This is a genomic window from Sphingobium sp. MP9-4, from assembly GCF_005281675.1.
Classification (GTDB): domain Bacteria; phylum Pseudomonadota; class Alphaproteobacteria; order Sphingomonadales; family Sphingomonadaceae; genus Sphingobium; species Sphingobium yanoikuyae.
The window spans coordinates 21,744-41,092 of record NZ_LUFI01000027.1 but is presented as its reverse complement, the minus strand read 5'-3'; the positions used below and the strand labels follow the sequence as shown (position 1 = coordinate 41,092).

Genomic DNA, 19,349 nt, shown 5'->3' with positions numbered 1-19,349 from the left:
AAGCCGCCGCATCCGGGGATGCGGCGGCTTTTCTGTCATGCTGGCTCCTGTCAGGCGACGAGCTGGCGCATCCGTCCGGTCGCGCCGAACAGCTCCACCTTGGCGCCAGCGCCGGTGCGGCGATCGGCCCATTCGCGCACCATTTCGGCGCAGGTATGGTCGATATGGGTCAGGCGCTCGACATTGAGGATGACCAGTTGCCCCGCCGGCACCGATTCCAGCTTGGCCGACAGCTTGGGCAGGCTCAGGAAGCTCGCCGTGCCGTGCAGCGCCACTTCATGCGCATCGCCGCGGCTGGCTTCCTCGACGCCCAGGCGCAGGCGGCTGGCATGGGGGATCAGTTCGATCAGCGACAGGCCGATGCCCACCAGCACGCCGGTCAGCAGGTCGGTCGCGACGACGCAGATCAGCGTCGCGGCCCACACGATCGCCGGCAGCGGACCATAGAGGTGGAACAGATGCTTGACGTGCGACAGGCTGACCAGACGGAAGCCGGTCACGACCAGAATGCCAGCCAGCGCCGCCATCGGCACTTCGCGCAGCAGCCAGGGCAGCAACGCGACGAAGCCCAGGATCCAGGCGCCATGCAGGATCGCCGACAGGCGGGTCTTGGCGCCGGCCTGGACGTTGGCGGACGAGCGGACGATGACGCCGGTCATCGGCAGCGCGCCAGCCACGCCGCAGAGCAGGTTGCCCACCCCCTGCGCGCTCAGTTCGCGGTTATAATTGGTGCGCACGCCATCATGCATGCGGTCGACCGCAGCGGCCGACAGCAAAGTCTCGGCACTGGCGATGAAGGCGATCGCGATGGCGGTGGTGATGATCGTCGGGCTCATCAGCTGCGCCAGCAGGCCCTGCTCGGGCAGGCTGATGGCAGACAGGATCGATTCCGGCACGACAACACGGGCGACCGGCAGGCCGAGCGCGAAGGCGACCAGCGTCGCGGCGACAACGCCGACCAGCGCCCCCGGCACCAGCTTCATCGATGCGGGGCGGAACTTCTCCCAGCCCAGCATCGCGCCGATGGTGACCAGGCCGACAGCGAAGGCGGTGGCCGCATCCTGATTGGTCAGGCCCAATATCTGGCCCGGCATCGCGATCAGATTGTGCAGACCGCTCGACAGCGGCTTGTCATCGAACAGCACATGGAACTGGCCGACGACGATCAGCACGCCGATGCCCGCCAGCATGCCATGCACGACCGCCGGCGAAATGGCGCGGAACCAGCCGCCGACCTTCAGCAGGCCGGCGACGATCTGGATCGCGCCTGCCAGGATCAGGATGGGGCCAAGGGCGGACAGCCCCTGTTCCCGCACGATTTCGAAGACGATGACCGCAAGACCGGCCGCCGGACCGCTGACCTGCAGCGGCGAACCCGCCAGCAGGCCGACGACCAGGCCGCCGATGATGCCGGTGATCAGGCCTTTTTCCGGCGGCACGCCGGAGGCAATGGCGATGCCCATGCACAGCGGCATGGCCACCAGGAACACGACGATCGACGCCGTGAAGTCGCGGCTGAACGTGCCGCCGGAAAAGGCCTTCAACATGATTTACTCCGCAGCTTGTGCGATGAGCGATTCGCCGGCCAGGCGACGCCCATGCGGCAGCGCCACGGGCAGCTTCTGCCCTTCGCGCAGCACCGAGAAACGGCCGGTTTCACCGTCCAGACCCAGGACCTGGCCGGCATGGATGTCGACATACCAGCCATGCAGGGCAATCTCGCCGCGGGCGATGCCCGACGCGACCGACGGATGGGTGCGCAGGTGCGACAGCTGTACGACGACATTTTCCAGCGCCATGTTGCGCAGCTTTTCGGCGGCATCCAGGTCGGCAGGATAGGATTCGCGGCACAGCTTCTGCGCGGCATGACTGTGGCGCAGCCAGGCGGCGACATTGGGCATGCCGGTCAGGTCGGCGTCGGTGGCCAGCGCCTTCATCGCGCCGCAGTCGCTGTGACCGCACACGATGATGTCGCGCACGCCCAGCACCATGACGGCATATTCGACCGTGGCGGTCACGCCGCCCAGCTGGCTGTCATGCGGCGGCACGATATTGCCAGCATTGCGGCAGACGAACAGGTCGCCCGGCTGGGCCTGCATGATGTGCTCGGGAACGATGCGCGAGTCGGCGCAGGAGATCATCAGCGCCTTGGGGCTCTGACCATGGCTGGCCAACTGATTGTAGAGCGTGCTTTCGTTCGGGAAGACCTTGGTCTCGAAACTGAATACACGACCGATAAGCTCGTTCATGGCTTTCATCCTCTTATTGCTATTGCGTTGCCGGTCAGGGGGCGGACCGGCCTAGCTTGCAAAATACGCAGCAGATTTTGCTGCGGCGCAGCGGAATTGTTAAAAATCATGTCTGGGATGCAAAGCGCCCGACAGGCGCGCCAAATGGCGGAAAACCGCCATCAGCGCGCCTTTTCGGGAGGGTCAGCGCCGGTCGACGACCGCGCTGAACATGTATCCGACGCCACGAACAGTCACGATCGCGGCGGGCCGTCCCTCATGGGACAACTTGCGTCGCAACCGGCTGATCAGCACGTCGACACTGCGATCGGACGAGGGCGCATCGCGCACGCCCGCCAGTTCCATCAGCCGCGCACGGGCAATCACCGCCTGGGCATGATCCAGCAACACGGCGAGCAGCGAAAATTCCGCCGCCGTCAGTTCGACCAGCGCGCCGGCCGGGTCGGTCACTTCGCGCCGGGCGAAATCGACCACCCAGTCGTCGAAGCGCGCCTGGGTCTGACGCCGCAGGCCCAGCGCCCGCTCGCTGCGCCCGCGCCGCAGCACGGCGCGCAGCCGCGCCGCGAGTTCGCGGGTCGAATAGGGCTTGGCCATATAGTCGTCGGCGCCCAGTTCCAGGCCGACCACCCGGTCGACCTCGCTGCTGTCGGCGCCGACCAGGATGATCGGCACGTCGCTACGCTCACGCACGTCACGACACAGGTCCATGCCGTCCGGCCCGCGCAGTCCTGCATCCAGCACGACCGCGCCGACCGGCATCCGGTCCATGGCACTGAATATATCGCTCGACGAGGCCGCAGGCAGAGCGCGAAACCCGCTCTGCTCCAGAAATTCGCGCACCTTGTGCCGCAAATCCTGCTGCGTCTCGGCGACCAGTATCAGCGGTGGACTCATCAGCCCTTCACGGTCAGCGCGCGTACGCTGTCCAGTTCATTCACCAGCACGGCGCGGTCCTGCTGCGCGACCGACACGGCCTCGGCATTGCGGGCGCTGGCATAGCGGGCGACCTCGGCATCCACCTGGCTGCGGGCGGCGGCACAGGTGCCGGCATAGCTGCCCGACAGCGGGGCGAAGCGATGGACCGCCTTGCCGAAGGCCGGCACCGACTGGCCCTGGGCCGCGACGGCGCGGTCGACGCGCACATCGGCCTGCCAGCGGCAGACCGGAATGGCATTGCGGTTGCCGAAGCGCGGCTCGACCTGGGTGAAGCGCACCGACGATGCGGTGTGATAGCTGGCCGTATAGGCCTGGGCGCCGTGAGTCAGTTCGGCGCTGTGGATCGGGGTGGAGGAAGCGGCGAGCGCCGCGACACTGGCAAGGATCGGCAACATGGATGGCTTCCCTTCGAAACAGACAATATCCAGCAATAAGCGGGATCCTTCCGACGGGTTTAGGCAGGGAGAATGTCTCCCCAATATGCCGAACGTTACAAATTATTGCTGTGCCGCAGCATGTCGTCAAGCGACCCTTGCGATTACCGGGCTGGCCTGAAGCGGCCGCGCCGCCCCCGACAGGGCCTCGATCAGCCCGGAAAGCCACAGTGCATCGGCCACGGCGCGGTGCCGCGCGGTATGCAGCGCATCGGCATGGGCCATGGCGGCCGCGATCCGCGGCTCGTCCGCGCCCCACTCATCCAGCAACAATGAGACATGATCGATCGCGAACGGCGCCACCACGGCCTCCGTATCGGCCAGCGTCTGCAGCCAATATTGATCGATCACGCTGTCGGCGACCACGCGGCAGCCGGCAACCGCCGCCGCCAGTTGTGCCAGCACCACGTCCGCCGGCTCGCCCTCCGCCTCGATCCGCGCGCGCGATAGGCCGTGCAGCGCCTCGGCTTCGGCGGTCCAGTCCCAGCCGGCCCAGGCTGCATGAGGTCGAATGATCCAGCTGCGGGCAATGCCGCCGCCCGCTATGCCCACTTCGATCGGGAAAGATCGTCCGTGCCGGGGCAGGCACGACGCCTCGAAATCGATCGCCATGATGGTCAAAGGCTCTCTCCGAATAATTCCACGTCCGCCCCATTTTTGGGTCTGGCCGTCCACGTCTGATACGCCCCTGTCTCCTCCAACTATGTCAGGCCGATGTCATTGGCCATCAGGATTTTCGGAAAAGATGTGAACCGACGGTCCGGTGCGACCGGTGCGACCATCGCACCGGATTTCAACCGCCTATGGCCAGCGGCCTGCATTGCCGCTACCCCATGGCGATGACGGACGGACGACTGCGGGACGCGAACGACTAATGTGGGTGTTGCTGGGCATCGCCCTGATCGTCGCGGGCTTCGTGCTGCGCTTCAATCCGCTGCTGGTGATCCTGGCCTCGGCCATCGCCACCGGCCTTGCCGCCGGGCTCGATCCGCTCACCATCCTCGCCGCCTTTGGCAAGGCGTTCAACGACTCGCGCTATGTCTCGGTCGTCTGGGTGGTGCTGCCGGTGATCGGCCTGCTCGAAGCGCATGGGCTTCAGGAACGGGCGCGCGGCCTCATTGACCGGATGCGCGGCGCTACCACCGGCCGCTTCCTCCTCTTCTACCTGGTCGCCCGTCAGATTTCGGCCGCCATGGGCCTGATCTCGGTCGCCGGCCATGCCCAGACCGTGCGGCCGCTGGTCGCCCCGATTGCCGAAGCCGCGGCCGAGAAACAGGCCGGCGCGCTCGATGAGGAGCAGCGCGACGAGATCAAGGCCTGGGCCGCCGCGACCGACAATGTCGGCGTCTTCTTTGGCGAGGATATCTTCCTCGCCATCGGGTCGATCCTGCTGATCAAGGGGCTGCTGGAGCAATATGGCATATTGCTCGAACCGCTCCAGCTCTCGGTCTGGGCAATCCCGACCGCGATCGCCGCGCTGCTGATCCACGGCTTTCGCCTGTGGCGGCTCGACCGCCGGCTGAACGCGCAGGGCGCCAAGGAAGCGGAGCACACCGCATGATCACCCTCCACTGGGTCTACGCGCTGATGGGCGCGGTGTTCGCGGGCTATGCCCTGCTCGGCGCCGCCGACCGCAGCAACCCGCGTCGATTCACCACCGCCGCCTTCTGGGCGTTGCTGGCGCTCAGCATGTGGGCGGGCGACCGGATCGGTGAGATCGGCAATGGCGTCCTTGTCCTCGGCCTCGTCGCCATCGCCGGCTTCAAGGGGCTGGGTCGCGGCAGCGGCGGCGTGCCGCTGGCGGAGCGGCAGGCGCGCGCCGACCGTCATGGCAATGGCCTGTTCGTCATCGCCCTGGTCATCCCCGTCACCGCGCTGGCCGGCACCTTCCTGTTCAAGGCGTTCCCCGCCTGGATCGATCCCAAGCAGACCACCCTCATTTCGCTGGCGCTCGGCGTCCTGATCGCGCTCGCCATCGGCTGCACCTGGCTGCGCGCCCGGCCAATCGTCGCCCTGCAACAGGGGCGGCAATTGATGGACTCGGTCGGCTGGGTGGGCATATTGCCGCAGATGCTGGCCAGCCTTGGCGCGGTGTTCGCGCTCGCCGGCGTTGGCGATGTCGTCGGCGGCATCGTCCGCCTCGCCATTCCCGATGGCAGCCTGCTCGGCGCAGTGATCGCCTATGGCCTGGGCATGGCGCTCTTCACCATCGTCATGGGCAATGCCTTTGCCGCCTTCCCGGTGATGACTGCCGCGATCGGCATCCCGCTGCTGATCCACCACTATCATGGCGATCCGGCGATCATCTGCGCGATCGGCATGCTCGCAGGCTTCTGCGGCACATTGCTGACGCCGATGGCCGCCAATTTCAACCTCCTCCCCGCCGCGCTGCTGCAGCTCAAGGATGAATATGGCGTGATCCGCCGCCAGGTCGGCACCGCCCTCCCCCTGCTCTGCGTCAACATCCTCCTGATCTATTGGCTGGCCTTCCGATGACCCGACTGACCCAAGATATTGCCGACCGTTTCGCCGCCCTCACCCTGTCCCATCTGGGGCGGCAATATCCCTACAAGATGGACCTGACCTATCAGGGACCGGAGGATGCGCGCATCCCGGCGGACCATCATCCGATCTTCCATGGCAGCTATGACTGGCACAGCTGCGTCCATGGCTGGTGGCAGGTGATGCGCCTGCGCCGCCTCTATCCCGACATGGCCCAGGCCGATGCCATCCGCGCCCGCGCCGACATGATGCTGGTCCCGGACAAGGTTGCGGGCGAACGCGCTTTCCTCACCCGCCCGACCGCCGGCGGGTTCGAGCGCCCCTATGGCTGGGCCTGGCTGCTCGCGCTCCATGCCGAACTTGCCCGGCAGGACGGGCCCTGGGCCGCCGCGATCGAACCGCTGGCGCTCGATTTCGCCGCGCGCTTCCACGCCTTCCTGCCGAAAATGACCTATCCGCTGCGCGTCGGCACCCATTTCAACAGCAGCTTCGCGCTGATCCACGCTTATGACTGGGCCAAGGACCGCGATCCCGCGCTCCAGGCGCTGATCCGCGAGCGTGCCCTTGCCTGGTTCGGCCAGGACCGCGCCTGCCAGGCCTGGGAACCGGGCGGCGACGAATTTCTCTCCTCGGCGCTCACCGAAGCGCTGCTGATGAGCCGGCTGCTCGCGCGCGATGAATTTGCCGACTGGTTCGGCGCCTTCCTGCCCGATCTTCTGACCGGCCAGCCGGCCACCCTGTTCACCCCGGCCACTGTGTCGGACCGCAGCGACGGCAAGATCGCCCATCTCGACGGCCTCAACCTCAGCCGCGCCTGGTGCTGGCGCGGCATCGCCGCCGCGCTGGGTGCCGACACGCCGATCGCGCCGATCGCCGAGCAGGCGGCCCTCGTCCATCTCGACGCCGCGCTCCCCCACATAGCCGGCGACTATATGGGGGAACATTGGCTGACCAGCTTCGCCCTGCTGGCATTGGAGTAGCGCCAGCCTCAGGGCATGTTGGCGAGCAGCAGCTTCATATGTGCCGTCGGCGTGGTCGTGCGCGACTGGAGACGGAACATATAGTCATAGGCCCACCAGGCGCCGCCGCCCCAGGCGGTCCAGCCCAGCACCGCCGACGACGTCTTCAGACGGCGCAGCATGTCGGGATATTCCTTCGCGCATTGCGGCTGGCCCGACGCGGCAATCTCGCCGAAGAACAGCTTCACCTTGTACTTCTCGGCCCAGGTCAGCGCCGCATTCACGCGCTGGCCGGCCTTGACCTCGCACTTGTCGGTGGTGCCGGTCGACCAGGCATCCAGATATTGATGCACTTCAAAGGCGTAATTCTTGCCGGGATCGACGAACTTCACCGCCTGCGCGGCATTGCCCGAACTCACCCAATTATGCGCCCCGGTCCAGGCCGTGCCGGGAATCAGCAGCTTGTTGCTGATCTTCTGGGCACGGATATCCTTGGTCACCTGCCCGGCGATCGCCCACCATTGTGTGACATTCTGCCGGTTCGGCTCGTTCATCAGGCCGATCCAGACATTGGAATTGGAGCGATAGTCCTCCATTATCTTGACCCAGGCGTCGGTGAGTGCCGTCGTCGCCAATGTGCCGCTGCCGACAAGAGCGGTGGCACCCTTCACCTGGCGCGCACCATAATTATGCATGTCCAGGATGACGGTCAGGCCCAGCGCATTGGCCTGGGTCACGACCGACTTCAGCGCCTTGCGATCGACCTCCGACAGAGGACCGTAAAGGTCGGGCTGCAACCGTTCCCAGCGGAACGGCACGCGCAACAGCTTGAAGCCCTGCGCCGCATAGCTGCGCATCTCGGCCGTGCTGGGATAGATATAGTTGCTGCCAAGCTTGCCGCCGGTGCCGCCAAATTCGCCGCCGGAGATATTGATCCCAGGCAGAACCTTGGACGTGCTTGTCGTCGCACCGGCAGGCCCAGCGGCTATCGCAGCGGTAAAGGCCTGCGCCGCCGTTGTCGTCGGCACCGTCGTGCTGCTGCTGACAACCGGCATCGAGCTGGCCGATGACGGGATGGTAATCACCCGTGCTTCGGGCGTACCGGCATCTCCGCCCGATAGCGAAACGGCCGCAAAAACACCCGTCGCGGCAATCGCAACCCCTGCGGCTGCAATGCCGCCCCCCATCTTTTTCATGAAATTATCTATCCTGTCAGACCCAAAGGAGGCGGGCCCTTAGCCAGCATAGTCAGGCAATGTCTTCACCCCGGTTGCACGATTTGGTTAAGCCTCCGGCAGGTTGTTCGAATAATGCGCCATATGGGTTTTCCCTTATGCGAAGCTCTCCATCCGCCAGAGAAATGGGGGTAGACCGACGTTCCCACTACCGTCGAATCGAGCCAAATTGAACCCGGACAAATATCGTTTGAAAATATATCCGGGTAATATTAGACTTATTCCATGACCGAAGAGGAAAAGCGGGCCGCGATCGCCGCCTACAGGGAGCAGAAAGTCGAAAGCGGCATTTACACCCTATATTGCGCGCCCTCGGACCAGCGCTGGGTTGGCAGCGCGCTCAATCTCGCCACGATCCGCAACCGGCTCTGGTTCACCCTGCGACTGGGCAATGATCGGCATCCCGGCCTCCAGGACGCCTGGAATACCCATGGCGAAGACGCCTTCGGTTTCGAGATTCTCGAACGGCTGAAAGCGGATGATCTCGGGGCCGGCCGCGACCGCCGGTTGAAGGAGCGCCTGCTCCAATGGACGGAAGAGTTGCAGGCGACGCGGATCTGACCGAGCCGCCTGCCCTGGTTCAGCTTGCGACTGCCAGCAGCTTGGCACTCATCGCCGGCCATTCGCTCATGTCCCATCCTTCGGGCGTCTCGCGGGTGATGATCTGGTCCGCGCCGAAGCAATTGCCGAGATCGATATCCTCGCTCTTCTCGAACGCCCGGTCGGCGAGCGAATAGAAGGGGCGGACCTTGGGCAGGGTCAGGTCATCGGGATTCTGCTCGACCACGATCGCCAGCCGGTGCGATCGCAGCCGCACCAGCGACCCGATCGGATAGATGCCGACCGCGCGCTGAAACGCCTGGAAGATTTCCGCGTCGAACAGCGCGCCGCCATCCTCGTCGATCTTCAGCAAGGCGCGCGACGGGTCTTCGCCACTGCGGTGCAAGCGATTGGACGTCATGGCGTCATAGCTGTCGCAGATCGCGGCCATGCGCGCGAACATGCCGATCTGCTCGCCGGCCAGGCCATTGGGATAGCCGCTGCCATCCAGCCGCTCATGATGGTTGAGGCACACGTCCAGCACTTCCGCCGGCATTTCGCCGCCCAGGGTCAGGAATTCATGCGCCAGCGTGGTGTGGCTCTTGACCACGTCCCACTCCTCCGGCGTCAGCGGCGCATCCTTGTCCCACACTTCCTGCGGCACATGGGCCATGCCCATGTCCATCAGCAGGCCGGCCAGGCCAGCCTTGCGGATATCGTCGGGCGACAGGTGCATCTGCTGGGCAAGGCCGATCATCAGCGCGCAGACCGACAGCGCATGCTGATACAGATATTCGCCACTATTCTTCATCCGCGTGATCGCCATGAAGGCGTGCGGATTGCGCTGCACGGAACTGGAAATCTCGTCGACCATGGTTTCCAGCTTGGCCGCCTTCACCGCCTTGCCCAGCCGCACATCCTCATAGAGCTTGCGCATGGTGCGACCCGACTTGCGCGCCAGCCGCTGGGCATGGACCATCTCGGCGCGGATCGGCAGCTTGTCCTTGGACAGCGGGTCGAAGGGACGGTCGACCGGCTGGGGCGCGGCGCGGCGCACGATCGTCGGCCCGGCACGGCCGAACACCCGTTCGCGCGGCTCGGCTATCGGCACCACGCGGGATGGCACCGGCTGGGCCGGGGCCACATCCGCACCGCGCGACACGTCGATCGTCACCCACTCGACCTTGCTGGCATGCAAGTCCGCCAGTTGCTCGGGATCGTCGAGCAGCATCTTGCGCTTCCAGAAGGGGTGGGAAAACCACGACCCGTCCAGCTTGTGCAAGAACATCCCCAGTTTCACGTCCTGGGTGCGGATTTTTTTCAGCATTTATACGGCCCCGTAGTCCCCGCTTTCATTTCGCAGGTCGTGCCTTTCCAAAAGGTTAAGATCCCCCTTCCAGCCGCGAAAGTGCAGCTTCGCTTCGTCGCATGCAGGTGCGGCAACTGCTTGAAAGCCGGCAATTCTCTTCCCGGTCGCGGGAGGCAGCCTCCTGTACCGGCCGATGATGTCGCTGCGCCTACCGCAATCGGCCATTTTCGCTTATCCTCCTGCGGTCCGGACAGGGAGGCGATCGATGCGCGTGATGGTGCTGGTGAAGGCGACGCGGGACAGCGAGGCAGGCGGCCCGCCCGACCCGGAGATGATGGCGGCGATGGGCCGCTTCAACGACGAACTGGAAGCGGCCGGCATATTGCGCATGGCCGACGGCCTGCTCCCCTCCTCTCATGGCAAGCGTATCGCCTTCGACGGCGCCGATCGCCGCGTCATCGATGGCCCCTTTCCCCAGGTCGGCGAACTGGTCGCGGGCTTCTGGCTATGGGAAGTGGCCGATATGGACGAAGCCGTCGCCTGGGTGAAACGCTGCCCCAACCCCATGCCCGGCCCCAGCGAAATCGAGATCCGCCCTTTCCACGAATGGGCGTAGCGCCCCTCATATCCTTGCATTGCATTGATCTGATGCCGTTTTTCCCGGCACTCGGTATTTACCCCGATAGCTCTTGGGCCGACTAAGCGGGATCATCCGACCTCCCTTCTTCTCGATTGCCGGCCGCCGCGCACATTTCCGGTGCGGCGCGCGCCAAGGACAGGAGATCGTGTGGCGAAAAAGATTTTCGTGCTCGGCGGCGACGGCTTTTGCGGCTGGCCGACAGCGTTGCATCTGTCCGAACTGGGCCATGAGGTCGTCATCATCGACAATCTTTCGCGTCGCCGGATCGACGCGGAACTGGGCGTCCACAGCCTGACGCCGATCGCCATGGTCGACCAGCGGCTGGATGCCTGGCACCAGGTCAGCGGGCGGACCATCCGCTTCCATTATCTCGACGTCGCCCAGGATTATGCCCGCCTCCTTGCCCTGCTGGCGGAGGAGCGCCCCGACGTGATCGTCCATTTCGCCGAACAGCGCGCCGCCCCCTATTCGATGCGCGGACCGACCGAGAAGCGCTATACCGTCAACAACAATGTCGGCGGCACCCACAATGTCCTGACCGCGCTGGTCGCCTGCGACCTCGACGCGCATCTCGTCCATCTCGGCACCATGGGCGTCTATGGCTATGGCGGTGCCGGCTTCGAAATCCCCGAAGGCTATCTGACCGTCCAGATCCACGACGATGCCGGTGCCCCGCATGACTGGGAAATCCTGTATCCGACCCGGCCGGGCAGCGTCTATCACATGACCAAGTCGATCGATCAGCTGCTGTTCCAATTCTATGCCCAGAATGACCGGCTGCGCATCACCGACCTGCACCAGGGCATCGTCTGGGGCACCCAGACGGCGGAGACGCGACGCCACCCCGCGCTCATCAACCGGTTCGATTATGAGGGCGAATATGGCACCGTGCTCAACCGCTTTCTGGTGCAGGCGGCGCTCGGCCATCCGCTGACCGTCCATGGCACCGGCGGCCAGACCCGCGCCTTCCTCAACATCCAGGACACGGTGCGCTGCATTGCGCTCGCCGTTGCCCATCCGCCGGAGCGCGGCGACCGGGTCAAGATCATCAACCAGATCGCCGAAAGCCTGCGCGTGCGCGACCTTGCCCTTCTGGTATCCGACCTGACCGGCGCGGCGATCGAATATCTGCCCAACCCCCGCAAGGAAGCGGCAGAAAATGACCTCGACGTCAGCAACGCCACCTTCCGCGCGCTGGGCCTCGACCCGATCCTGCTGACCGACGGCCTGCTGGCCGAGACGCTGGAAATTTCCGCCCGTTATGCCGACCGCGTCGACCAGCGCCACATCCCGGCACGCACGGCCTGGACGCGCGAACAGCAGGCGGCGCTCGACCAGGCGGGGTCGATCGAGACGGTCCATCCCGCCCTGTCCGGCGTGGCGGGAGCGGGCCGATGAGATTATGGGTCATCTGCCTTCAGGCGCTGTTGTTCATCGGCCTGCTGATCGCGATCGGCCAGAGCGGCCTGTTCGACACGGTCATGGGCCGCAACGTCCGGCTGGGCGACCCTCTGTTCGAGGATTATCAGCGCGGCTCCATCCCCTTCATCGACGTCGATGGACGCGACGTGTTCGTGGCGCAGTCGCACCCGGACAATCCCCTGATCCTGTCCGGCTTTCCGGCCTATGCCAGCAAGCTCTTCCGCCTGCCGACCGATAGCCGGCCGCTCAGCGGCACCTATAATATCGCCTTCGCGACCGACGCCGTGCCCGATGCCGAAGGTGCGCTGCGGATCAGCATCAACGGGGTCAAGCGCGCCGACGTCGTGCTGAACCAGGGGCGCTTCAAACGGCGCGCCAAGATCGAACTGACCCCCGCCGAACTGGCCTCGGGCCAGTTGGAGGTCAAACTGGCGCTGGTCGGGCGTGGCCCGATGGCCGAATGCACGCCCAATGAAGCGCTGGCCGCCGTCGTCACGATCCTGCCGGAAAGCGGCCTGCACCTCAAACTGGACAAGGCGCCGTCCACCACCCGCGACCGGCTCGCCTTGTGGGGCGACCTGATCCCGGTCAAATGGGACGAGGATGACAAGGCGGCGGATCTCGCCACCCTGCTCGCCGCCGCACGGCTGAGCGAGAAAGGCTATGGCATCTATTTTGGCGAAAGCGGCTATGCCGCCCAGGCGCTGACCGACATCGACAAGGGCGCAGCGATCCGTCCCGGCCGGACGCAGGCGCTGCGCTATCCGGTTAGCCTGGTCAGCGCGATCGAGAATGGCGGCGCGCGCCGTTTCGATCGGGAAACCACCTGGCGCTATCGCTATGATGTCGGGCAATTGCCCAATGGCGAGCTGCCGTCCGCGCTCGACCTGCGCCTGCTGCTCGGGCCGATCGCCGAAACCCGCACCGCGCTGTTCGTGACGCTCAACGATCATCTGCTTTTCACCCGCACCCTGACCGACGAGGATCAGCGCTTCAGCCATTCGATAGCGCTGCCGACCGCCGATCATCTGGATCGCAACCAGTTGGAAATCACCCTGACCGCGCATGAGCGGGAAGAAATGCGGTGCGGCGCGCGCCGTCTGATCGCCGCGGAAATGCTGCCGGAAACCATCTTGCGGGGCGGCGGCGAACGGCTTGTGCCGGCGATCGTCCAGTTGCGGGGCCTGCTTGCGGCCAATCGCCCGGTCGCCTTGAAGGCCGGCGCACTGACCGCACCGCAGGGACAGGCCACAGCCCAGTTGCTGGGTCAGATGCGGCCCAGCGCCCTTGCCTTCGGCACCCAAAGGCCGGGCACCACGATCGAGGTGCTGACGGGCGACATTGCCGGCGCGCTGGCACGGGTCCGCCCCGCCGGACGGCAATGGCTGGTCCACTTCCCCGATGACCGGCGCGAAGGCGTCATGGTGGAACCCTTCGCGCGTGGTGCATCGGCGGCCGGGGCCGCCGTGGCCCTGCTGGTGACGGTCCATCGCCCGGTTCCCGTCCCGCCGCCCGCCACGCCGGCGACCACCCCGCTGCGCGCAACAGCCCCTGCCCCCTGATGCCGCCGCCCCCGGATTATGACCGGACCCAGGCCAATTTCCAGTCGACGGACAGTTTCGCCGGCGGGCTGGCCCGCCCGGTATCGATGTTGCGCGCACCCGCCCTGCTGCTGACCTTCACGACCATCGCCCTGTTCCAGCTATGGCTGTTCGAACTGGGTTTTCTCGACCGCTTCTTCCGCACCCATGATTATGTGTTCGGCCCCTATCTGGGCTTCAGCGCGATCTCGATCCGGACCTTCATCTATTCCTATTTCATCTCCTTCTCGCTCTATGCAGCGGGATCGGTGCGGGCGCGCATCCTGCTCTGCCTCGACCTGTGCCTGCGCTACATGGCGCTCTGCACCATCCTTGACCTGGGCAGCGTGGCGCTGTTCGCCTATGTCGGCACCCCCTTTTCGCTGGCCGCGATCCAGATCATGGCGGGCCTTGCGGGCATGGCGGTCTTCGCCTTCGTCATCATCCGGCGCGGCACCATGCCTGCCCCGGTGCCGGTGCTGCGCGGCCCCCAGCCCAAGGGCCGCGCCCTCTACCGCCTCGCCATTGCCGGCACGATCGCGGCGATCATCGCCATCTGGGCGGCACAGCAACCGATCCTGCTGTTCGAGGAGATGCGCGACATCAGCCTGCTCGGCGGCATCGGTCCGGGCGTCATCCTGTTCGTGCTGCTGACCTTTGCCCAGCTCTACATCGTTGCCGTCGCGGAACGCTATCGCCTGTCGCGCCCCGACTTCGCCGCCCCGGTCAGCGTCATCGTGCCCGCCTTCAACGAACAATATGTGATCGGCCAGACGATCCAGCATATCGACCGCGCCGCCGCCCATTATGGTGCGGAGGTCGAACTGATCGTGATGGACAATGGCTCGATCGATGGCACGGCGGACATCGCCCGCGCCGTGATCGACGCCTGCTCCGCGCTCAAGGGGCGGGTCGTGCATGTCGCGACGCCCGGCAAGGCCCATGCCCTGAACGAAGGCGTGCTGCATGCGCGCCATCCGTTCATCGTGCGGATCGACGCCGACACGCTGGTGGGCGAGGATAATCTGACGCTGGCAATGCAGAATTTTGCCGATCCCGATGCCGGCGCGGTCGGCGGCGTGCCCTTGCCGCCAGGCGGCGCGATCTTCGATGCCGGGCGCCTGGTCGAGGTGATCGTCAAGCATGGCTATTATTCGCCCGCGCTCAGCGTCATGGCCGGGCTGGTCGGCATTCCCGGCATGTTCGTCATCTATCGGGCGGACGCGCTGCGCCGGGTCGGCCAGTTCGCCTCCGGCATGAATGGCGAGGATACCGACATCTCGCTGCGCATCGCCGAACTGGGCTATCGCACGCTGGTCGATCATCGGGTCAGCTATGTGTCCGAAGTGCCGACCAGCTTCGCCCATCTGCGCGAACAGCGGCTGCGCTGGTTCCGGTCGGTCTATCATGTCAGCGCACGCGCCCATTCGCTCATCAGCGCCCCGGACTTCAGCATCCGCGGCAAGCTGGTCCTGCCCTATATGCTGATGAACACCGCGCGCCGGGCGATGATGATCCCACTCGTCATCTTCGGCCTGCTCGAACTGTTCATCACGTCGAGATCGATCGCCTTGCCCCATTGGCAGGCGATCGTCGCCGTTCTGGTCGGATCCCCCCTGGTTGCCGCGGCGATCGCGATCCTGGCGAATAACCGCCCGCGCGCCCTGCTGGCGCTGCCTCCCTATATCTTCTTCCGCGCACTGCGCGCCTGGTACACGCTCGAATCCGCGCTCACGATCCCGATCACGTCGATGTCCACGCGCATCCAGATCGGGCGCGACCCCTGGCCGCAAAGCCCGCCGCCCGATCCGCTTCCCCCGCCATCCCCCCCTTCATCGCCGGAGGTCTCATGAAACAGATCGTCATTCCCGCCGCCCTGCTGGGCCTCGCCGCCATGCCTCAGGCCGGCTGGGCAAAGCCGGGCGACCTGTCGGTCGAGGGTGAACTTTCCTACGGGCTCGACGTGGTGCCACCCGACGTGGTCGACAACAGTCCCGATCAGGATGGGATCAAGTCGCTGTTCACCGGCGAAGTGGGCCTGGCCTATGATGCCGGCCCGGCGATCCTGCGCGCGTCCGCGGGCGCCCACATCTATCCGTCGGAAGCCGATTATAATCGCTATCCGCTGACCGTCGGCGCGCAGATCGACTGGCCACTGGCGGCCAGGGGGCGGACCAGGCTGCGCTTCCAGCCCAGCTATGAATATGTGTTGGGCGATGATGGCCGGGTGTTCGATCGCGCGCGCATGGATATGCAGCTCATCCACCGCCACAATCCTGCCCACACCAGCACGGTGCGCCTGCGTTACGGCTATCGCAACCAGAGCGAACAGCGCTTCCAGGGCTATGACCAGAGCGAGTGGCTGGGCGAACTGCGCCATCTCTGGCGGCCGGGCGGCGGGCAGACCCGCATCATGGGATCGCTATTGGGCCTGCATGCCAATGCGCAGGCCAACCGCTTCAGCTATAATGGCTATGGCACGATGCTGATCGCCCGCACACCGCTGCGCGAGGGGCTGGAAGTCTATGGCCGGCTCTATCTGGTCCATCGCAACTACAAGGCGGCCTTCTCCAACGCCTATCCCTTCAAGCGGGAGGATACGCAATTGCGCCTGACCGGCGGCGTCGAACAGGCGCTGACCCGGCGGATCAACCTGTTCGGCGAGGCCGGCTATGCCAGTAATGATTCCAACGTCCCCACCCGCGACTATAGCGGTTTCGTCGGCCGCATCGGCATCCGCTTCCATTAGCCACGGCGCGCCAGTCTAACAGGCAGGAAAATGGTGCACCCGACGGGATTCGAACCCATGGCCCTCAGATTAGGAATCTGAGCTAGTCTGTTACCAGACGTCGCATGCTGTAACGCTGTCTCCAAAAAACCGCGGATTTCCGCCATTCCTTGTTACATGTTGTCTTATGTTGTTAAGCCCAATCACGCAACAGCGTATGCCACGCGTATGCTACGCGTATTATGTGGAGCGTATCATACGCCCCCGGTGAGCATCAGATTCTCAGGCTGATTGGATAGGTTTTAACCGATCCAGATAAGTAGATCATGAACACCCACGATCCCCTTCACATGCTTGCTGGCACAGGCTGCGACTGGTCCACCGTCGACGCCTCCGACCACGACCTCAACGATCGCAGCGACCTTTCCCCTGCCGATCTGGCCGAACTGGGTCTGACGCTTCCGCGCAGCCCCTTCCCCGCCGCATGGTGGCAAACGACCGATGGGCAGGCAGAGCATCTGGACCAGCCCACCTTTACGTCATCGTTCAACAAAGTTCTTTGGTTCGCACTGCGCGGCCTTGAGGATCAGGCAAGCCTGACGAACGATCGGGCCGAACTGGCTCGCATCGAGGGCGAGCGGGATTATTGGCTAGGAAGAACGGAGACTGACCATATTACCGAGACGTTCCGCCTAGCCGATGATCAGGCAGCAAAAGTGGCCAATATTTGACCAGCGCTCCAACGCCTCAATTCCGCCACGCGATCGTAAGCTTGCTGAAGTTCGTGCGCTTTCGCGAGTTCGTCGATATGCACAAGGGCTTCAAGGTTTGAGACCAGCGCAGCGGTGCCCTGCATGTTTATGGTCGCAGCGTGGTTCGCCGTCGTTCCGTAATCGATATCGACGCCGATGATGCAATTTGCCCCCAAAGCCATTGCCTTTTCAACAAGGATGGAGCGGGCTGCGGCCTCTCCCTTGTTGACCTTGTGGCTCATGCCCGACTTGACGTTCACCGCCCCAGTGAAATCAGAGAATCCCTGACTGAATTCGCTGAAAAATCCCGTTCCGACGGTCACATTTGCGGTGATCATCCCCTTGAAACGGACGTCAATCGATGCCGGAAGCCATGACATCGTGAACATGGGATAATCGACGATCCGCGCTTGGATCATCTCAAGCTGCTCAGAAATTTTGCGGTCGATAATGATGTAAGCGTCTTGGATCAGGCCGGGACCGCACTTTTCGCAGAGATCGGGATAATTGGCTTCGTGAATAAAATTTACATAGGCGACCGTTTCAGGTGACTTGCGGGGATTTGGAAGCTTGAAAGTGGAACCCGGCGTAATCGTCGCGTTACAATTCAGGCAAACGTCATTCATCACTACCCCCATACCTTCTAATGTGCAAACATGCTTAAGCGATTATTGTCACATCGAAAATGTTTATTTCGGAATATCGCGACCATGCCGCGCATAATGATAGAATCGGAGGCCGAACCACGTGATCGCCATCACGGCGCTGATTGCGGTCAAAATTGGCGTGATCGCACCAGCCCAAGACGCGAACGACATCAATATCGGTCCAGCGCCCGCAACGTGATCGACAACCGTCTTCCCGTGGCTAAACATCACAGCAGGTCGCCTGCGCTTTGCTCAATACCCATGGGTGCAAGGATGACATTTCTGATTTCCGTTGCACGGTCCGGCGCGACCAGCCCGAAGAGCGAAGCAATACCCAACATGACGGAAAGGTTCCGGCGATTGACGAGCGGCCAGACGCGCACGGCAATCTCGGTGAGAGCATGAAGGGCAGCCTTGGCCCAATTGATTTGCTTGGTAGTCATGCTGGTATTTATGCCGATCCGCCCGAAAGGTAAGGCAAGACGAACTGAGTTAGGTTGACCGGCGGACCCATCCGGCTACGCTGATGGTGATCCCGGCGCGCACTCCTTATTCCCCCCCGAATTTTGGTGACGCCGGGATCACCTATCCAATGAGAAAAGGGTGGGTCGCAATGCCTTCTAGGAAATCGGAATATGCACGTATGCTCCGCCTCGCAGTGGACGAAGAAACGGCTGCCGATGAAGCCCAGAAACGCGGTGATGACATGATGCTGATTGATGCACACAGGAGTCGCGCAGCTTATTTTAAGCGACAGGCCGACTTGCTTCGAACCGATGCAACGGATTAGTTATCAAGTCGACGGGTCGATCAAGGCAGTCATGATTCCATACATCGAAGTAATGGCATCGATCGCCTGATCCCGGGATTCTTCCCAGTCCCTCCCGTCACGCGCAATGCCCTTTGCCACTTCCTCAATGATCCGCTCATCACGACTATCGAGCGCGGTGCGCAGTATATATTCGGCCACCCTTGCCATCTTGAAGCTGCCGTCCACCTGCACACGCGTGCCATGCTGGTCGACCGAGCCATCGCCCAATTGGTGGCGCAGTTCGCGAACCGCTGCATCAACTACCTGCTGGCGAAAATCATCCATGGCTGATCCTCCGATGTTCGCCCGCCATTCAAACGGACCTGCATCGGAGGCGCAAGTCAGTCAGCGTCCCAAGCAGCGATGATACCGAACAGCCGCGCCCTTTCTTGCTCAAGCTGGATGTTGCTGCCGGTCATGATCGAAACATGCTGGGCGATGATCTGCGCGGTCACATAGTCCAGTGCATCAGCGGTGTGAGCGTTGGCCGCATCAGCGGTTTCGACCACCTTGGCCTGCATGGCTTCAATTGCGAGCAGGCTGGTTTCGACGATTTCTCTCTGCGTAAGATTTGGGTTCGAATAATTTGTCATGCATGTATTTAG

Annotated in this window: 21 protein-coding genes and 1 tRNA gene; 10 read left to right on the top strand and 12 right to left on the bottom strand. The window is 63.9% G+C overall.

Annotation, left to right across the window (positions count from 1 at the left end):
- Positions 1-50: 50 nt before the first annotated feature.
- From A0U87_RS07935 to A0U87_RS07915, 5 genes are all read right to left on the bottom strand, one after another.
- Complete coding sequence (locus A0U87_RS07935) at positions 51-1,547, bottom strand: SulP family inorganic anion transporter (protein WP_004211076.1); 1,497 nt, start codon at positions 1,545-1,547, stop codon at positions 51-53.
- A gap of 3 nt (positions 1,548-1,550) precedes the next feature.
- The gene (locus A0U87_RS07930; RefSeq protein WP_004211075.1) at positions 1,551-2,249 is read right to left on the bottom strand and encodes a carbonic anhydrase; all 699 of its coding nucleotides are present in this window, start codon (positions 2,247-2,249) and stop codon (positions 1,551-1,553) included.
- 183 nt (positions 2,250-2,432) lie between these two features.
- A complete protein-coding gene (locus A0U87_RS07925) occupies positions 2,433-3,143 on the bottom strand; it encodes a response regulator transcription factor (protein ID WP_004211073.1) in 711 nt (236 codons plus the stop codon).
- Positions 3,143-3,580 (bottom strand): hypothetical protein, encoded by a 438-nt coding sequence (locus A0U87_RS07920; protein WP_004211071.1) that lies wholly within the window; start codon positions 3,578-3,580, stop codon positions 3,143-3,145. The genes A0U87_RS07925 and A0U87_RS07920 overlap by 1 nt, the downstream gene beginning before the upstream one ends.
- A gap of 126 nt (positions 3,581-3,706) precedes the next feature.
- On the bottom strand, positions 3,707-4,231 hold the full coding sequence (locus A0U87_RS07915) for a hypothetical protein (protein WP_048938346.1): 525 nt from the start codon (positions 4,229-4,231) through the stop codon (positions 3,707-3,709).
- 262 nt (positions 4,232-4,493) lie between these two features.
- On the opposite strand from A0U87_RS07915, the gene A0U87_RS07910 reads away from it, so the two are divergent.
- Genes A0U87_RS07910 through A0U87_RS07900 form a run of 3 tightly spaced genes read left to right on the top strand, consistent with a single transcriptional unit; the run spans position 4,494 to position 7,101 of the window.
- Positions 4,494-5,180: a DUF969 domain-containing protein gene (locus A0U87_RS07910; protein WP_048938340.1), complete on the top strand. Its 687-nt coding sequence runs from the start codon at positions 4,494-4,496 to the stop codon at positions 5,178-5,180.
- A complete protein-coding gene (locus tag A0U87_RS07905; protein WP_137405429.1) occupies positions 5,177-6,115 on the top strand; it encodes a DUF979 domain-containing protein in 939 nt (312 codons plus the stop codon). Before A0U87_RS07910 ends, A0U87_RS07905 begins: the two co-directional genes overlap by 4 nt.
- On the top strand, positions 6,112-7,101 hold the full coding sequence (locus A0U87_RS07900; protein WP_137405428.1) for a DUF2891 domain-containing protein: 990 nt from the start codon (positions 6,112-6,114) through the stop codon (positions 7,099-7,101). The genes A0U87_RS07905 and A0U87_RS07900 overlap by 4 nt, the downstream gene beginning before the upstream one ends.
- Positions 7,102-7,109: 8 nt before the next feature.
- Here A0U87_RS07900 and A0U87_RS07895 read toward each other — a convergent pair whose 3' ends face one another.
- Complete coding sequence (locus A0U87_RS07895) at positions 7,110-8,276, bottom strand: cellulase family glycosylhydrolase (protein ID WP_048938337.1); 1,167 nt, start codon at positions 8,274-8,276, stop codon at positions 7,110-7,112.
- 264 nt (positions 8,277-8,540) lie between these two features.
- On the opposite strand from A0U87_RS07895, the gene A0U87_RS07890 reads away from it, so the two are divergent.
- Positions 8,541-8,876 (top strand): GIY-YIG nuclease family protein, encoded by a 336-nt coding sequence (locus A0U87_RS07890; protein WP_048938336.1) that lies wholly within the window; start codon positions 8,541-8,543, stop codon positions 8,874-8,876.
- Between the two features lie 19 nt (positions 8,877-8,895).
- Here the strand turns inward: A0U87_RS07890 and A0U87_RS07885 are convergent, their stop codons facing one another.
- Complete coding sequence (locus A0U87_RS07885) at positions 8,896-10,182, bottom strand: HD-GYP domain-containing protein (RefSeq protein WP_048938335.1); 1,287 nt, start codon at positions 10,180-10,182, stop codon at positions 8,896-8,898.
- 247 nt (positions 10,183-10,429) lie between these two features.
- Here A0U87_RS07885 and A0U87_RS07880 point away from each other — a divergent pair, with 247 nt between their 5' ends.
- The 5 genes from A0U87_RS07880 to A0U87_RS07860 all read left to right on the top strand — a co-directional run bounded on the left by A0U87_RS07880 (position 10,430) and on the right by A0U87_RS07860 (position 16,555).
- Positions 10,430-10,780, top strand: a complete 351-nt coding sequence (locus tag A0U87_RS07880) for a YciI family protein (RefSeq protein ID WP_048938334.1) — start codon at positions 10,430-10,432, stop codon at positions 10,778-10,780.
- 171 nt (positions 10,781-10,951) lie between these two features.
- Complete coding sequence (locus tag A0U87_RS07875; RefSeq protein ID WP_048938333.1) at positions 10,952-12,202, top strand: NAD-dependent epimerase/dehydratase family protein; 1,251 nt, start codon at positions 10,952-10,954, stop codon at positions 12,200-12,202.
- Positions 12,199-13,788, top strand: a complete 1,590-nt coding sequence (locus A0U87_RS07870) for a cellulose biosynthesis cyclic di-GMP-binding regulatory protein BcsB (protein ID WP_048938332.1) — start codon at positions 12,199-12,201, stop codon at positions 13,786-13,788. Before A0U87_RS07875 ends, A0U87_RS07870 begins: the two co-directional genes overlap by 4 nt.
- Positions 13,788-15,659 carry a glycosyltransferase gene (locus A0U87_RS07865; protein ID WP_048938331.1) on the top strand — a complete coding sequence of 624 codons (1,872 nt, stop codon included), beginning with the start codon at positions 13,788-13,790 and terminating at the stop codon, positions 15,657-15,659. Before A0U87_RS07870 ends, A0U87_RS07865 begins: the two co-directional genes overlap by 1 nt.
- Positions 15,656-16,555, top strand: a complete 900-nt coding sequence (locus A0U87_RS07860) for a hypothetical protein (RefSeq protein ID WP_137405427.1) — start codon at positions 15,656-15,658, stop codon at positions 16,553-16,555. Before A0U87_RS07865 ends, A0U87_RS07860 begins: the two co-directional genes overlap by 4 nt.
- Before the next feature lie 31 nt (positions 16,556-16,586).
- Here A0U87_RS07860 and A0U87_RS07855 read toward each other — a convergent pair.
- Positions 16,587-16,663, bottom strand: a tRNA-Arg gene (locus tag A0U87_RS07855).
- A gap of 197 nt (positions 16,664-16,860) precedes the next feature.
- Between A0U87_RS07855 and A0U87_RS07850 the strand changes: the two genes are divergently transcribed.
- Positions 16,861-17,265 (top strand): hypothetical protein, encoded by a 405-nt coding sequence (locus tag A0U87_RS07850; protein WP_048938329.1) that lies wholly within the window; start codon positions 16,861-16,863, stop codon positions 17,263-17,265.
- Here the strand turns inward: A0U87_RS07850 and A0U87_RS07845 are convergent.
- The 4 genes from A0U87_RS07845 to A0U87_RS07825 form a co-directional block, all read right to left on the bottom strand.
- Positions 17,238-17,912 carry a heavy metal-binding domain-containing protein gene (locus A0U87_RS07845; RefSeq protein ID WP_206366586.1) on the bottom strand — a complete coding sequence of 225 codons (675 nt, stop codon included), beginning with the start codon at positions 17,910-17,912 and terminating at the stop codon, positions 17,238-17,240. The genes A0U87_RS07850 and A0U87_RS07845 overlap by 28 nt on opposite strands.
- Before the next feature lie 248 nt (positions 17,913-18,160).
- Positions 18,161-18,376 (bottom strand): hypothetical protein, encoded by a 216-nt coding sequence (locus A0U87_RS07840; protein ID WP_137405425.1) that lies wholly within the window; start codon positions 18,374-18,376, stop codon positions 18,161-18,163.
- 350 nt (positions 18,377-18,726) lie between these two features.
- A complete protein-coding gene (locus A0U87_RS07830; RefSeq protein WP_137405423.1) occupies positions 18,727-19,029 on the bottom strand; it encodes a hypothetical protein in 303 nt (100 codons plus the stop codon).
- A 56-nt stretch (positions 19,030-19,085) separates the two neighbouring features.
- Positions 19,086-19,337 carry a hypothetical protein gene (locus A0U87_RS07825; RefSeq protein WP_137405422.1) on the bottom strand — a complete coding sequence of 84 codons (252 nt, stop codon included), beginning with the start codon at positions 19,335-19,337 and terminating at the stop codon, positions 19,086-19,088.
- Positions 19,338-19,349: the final 12 nt, after the last annotated feature.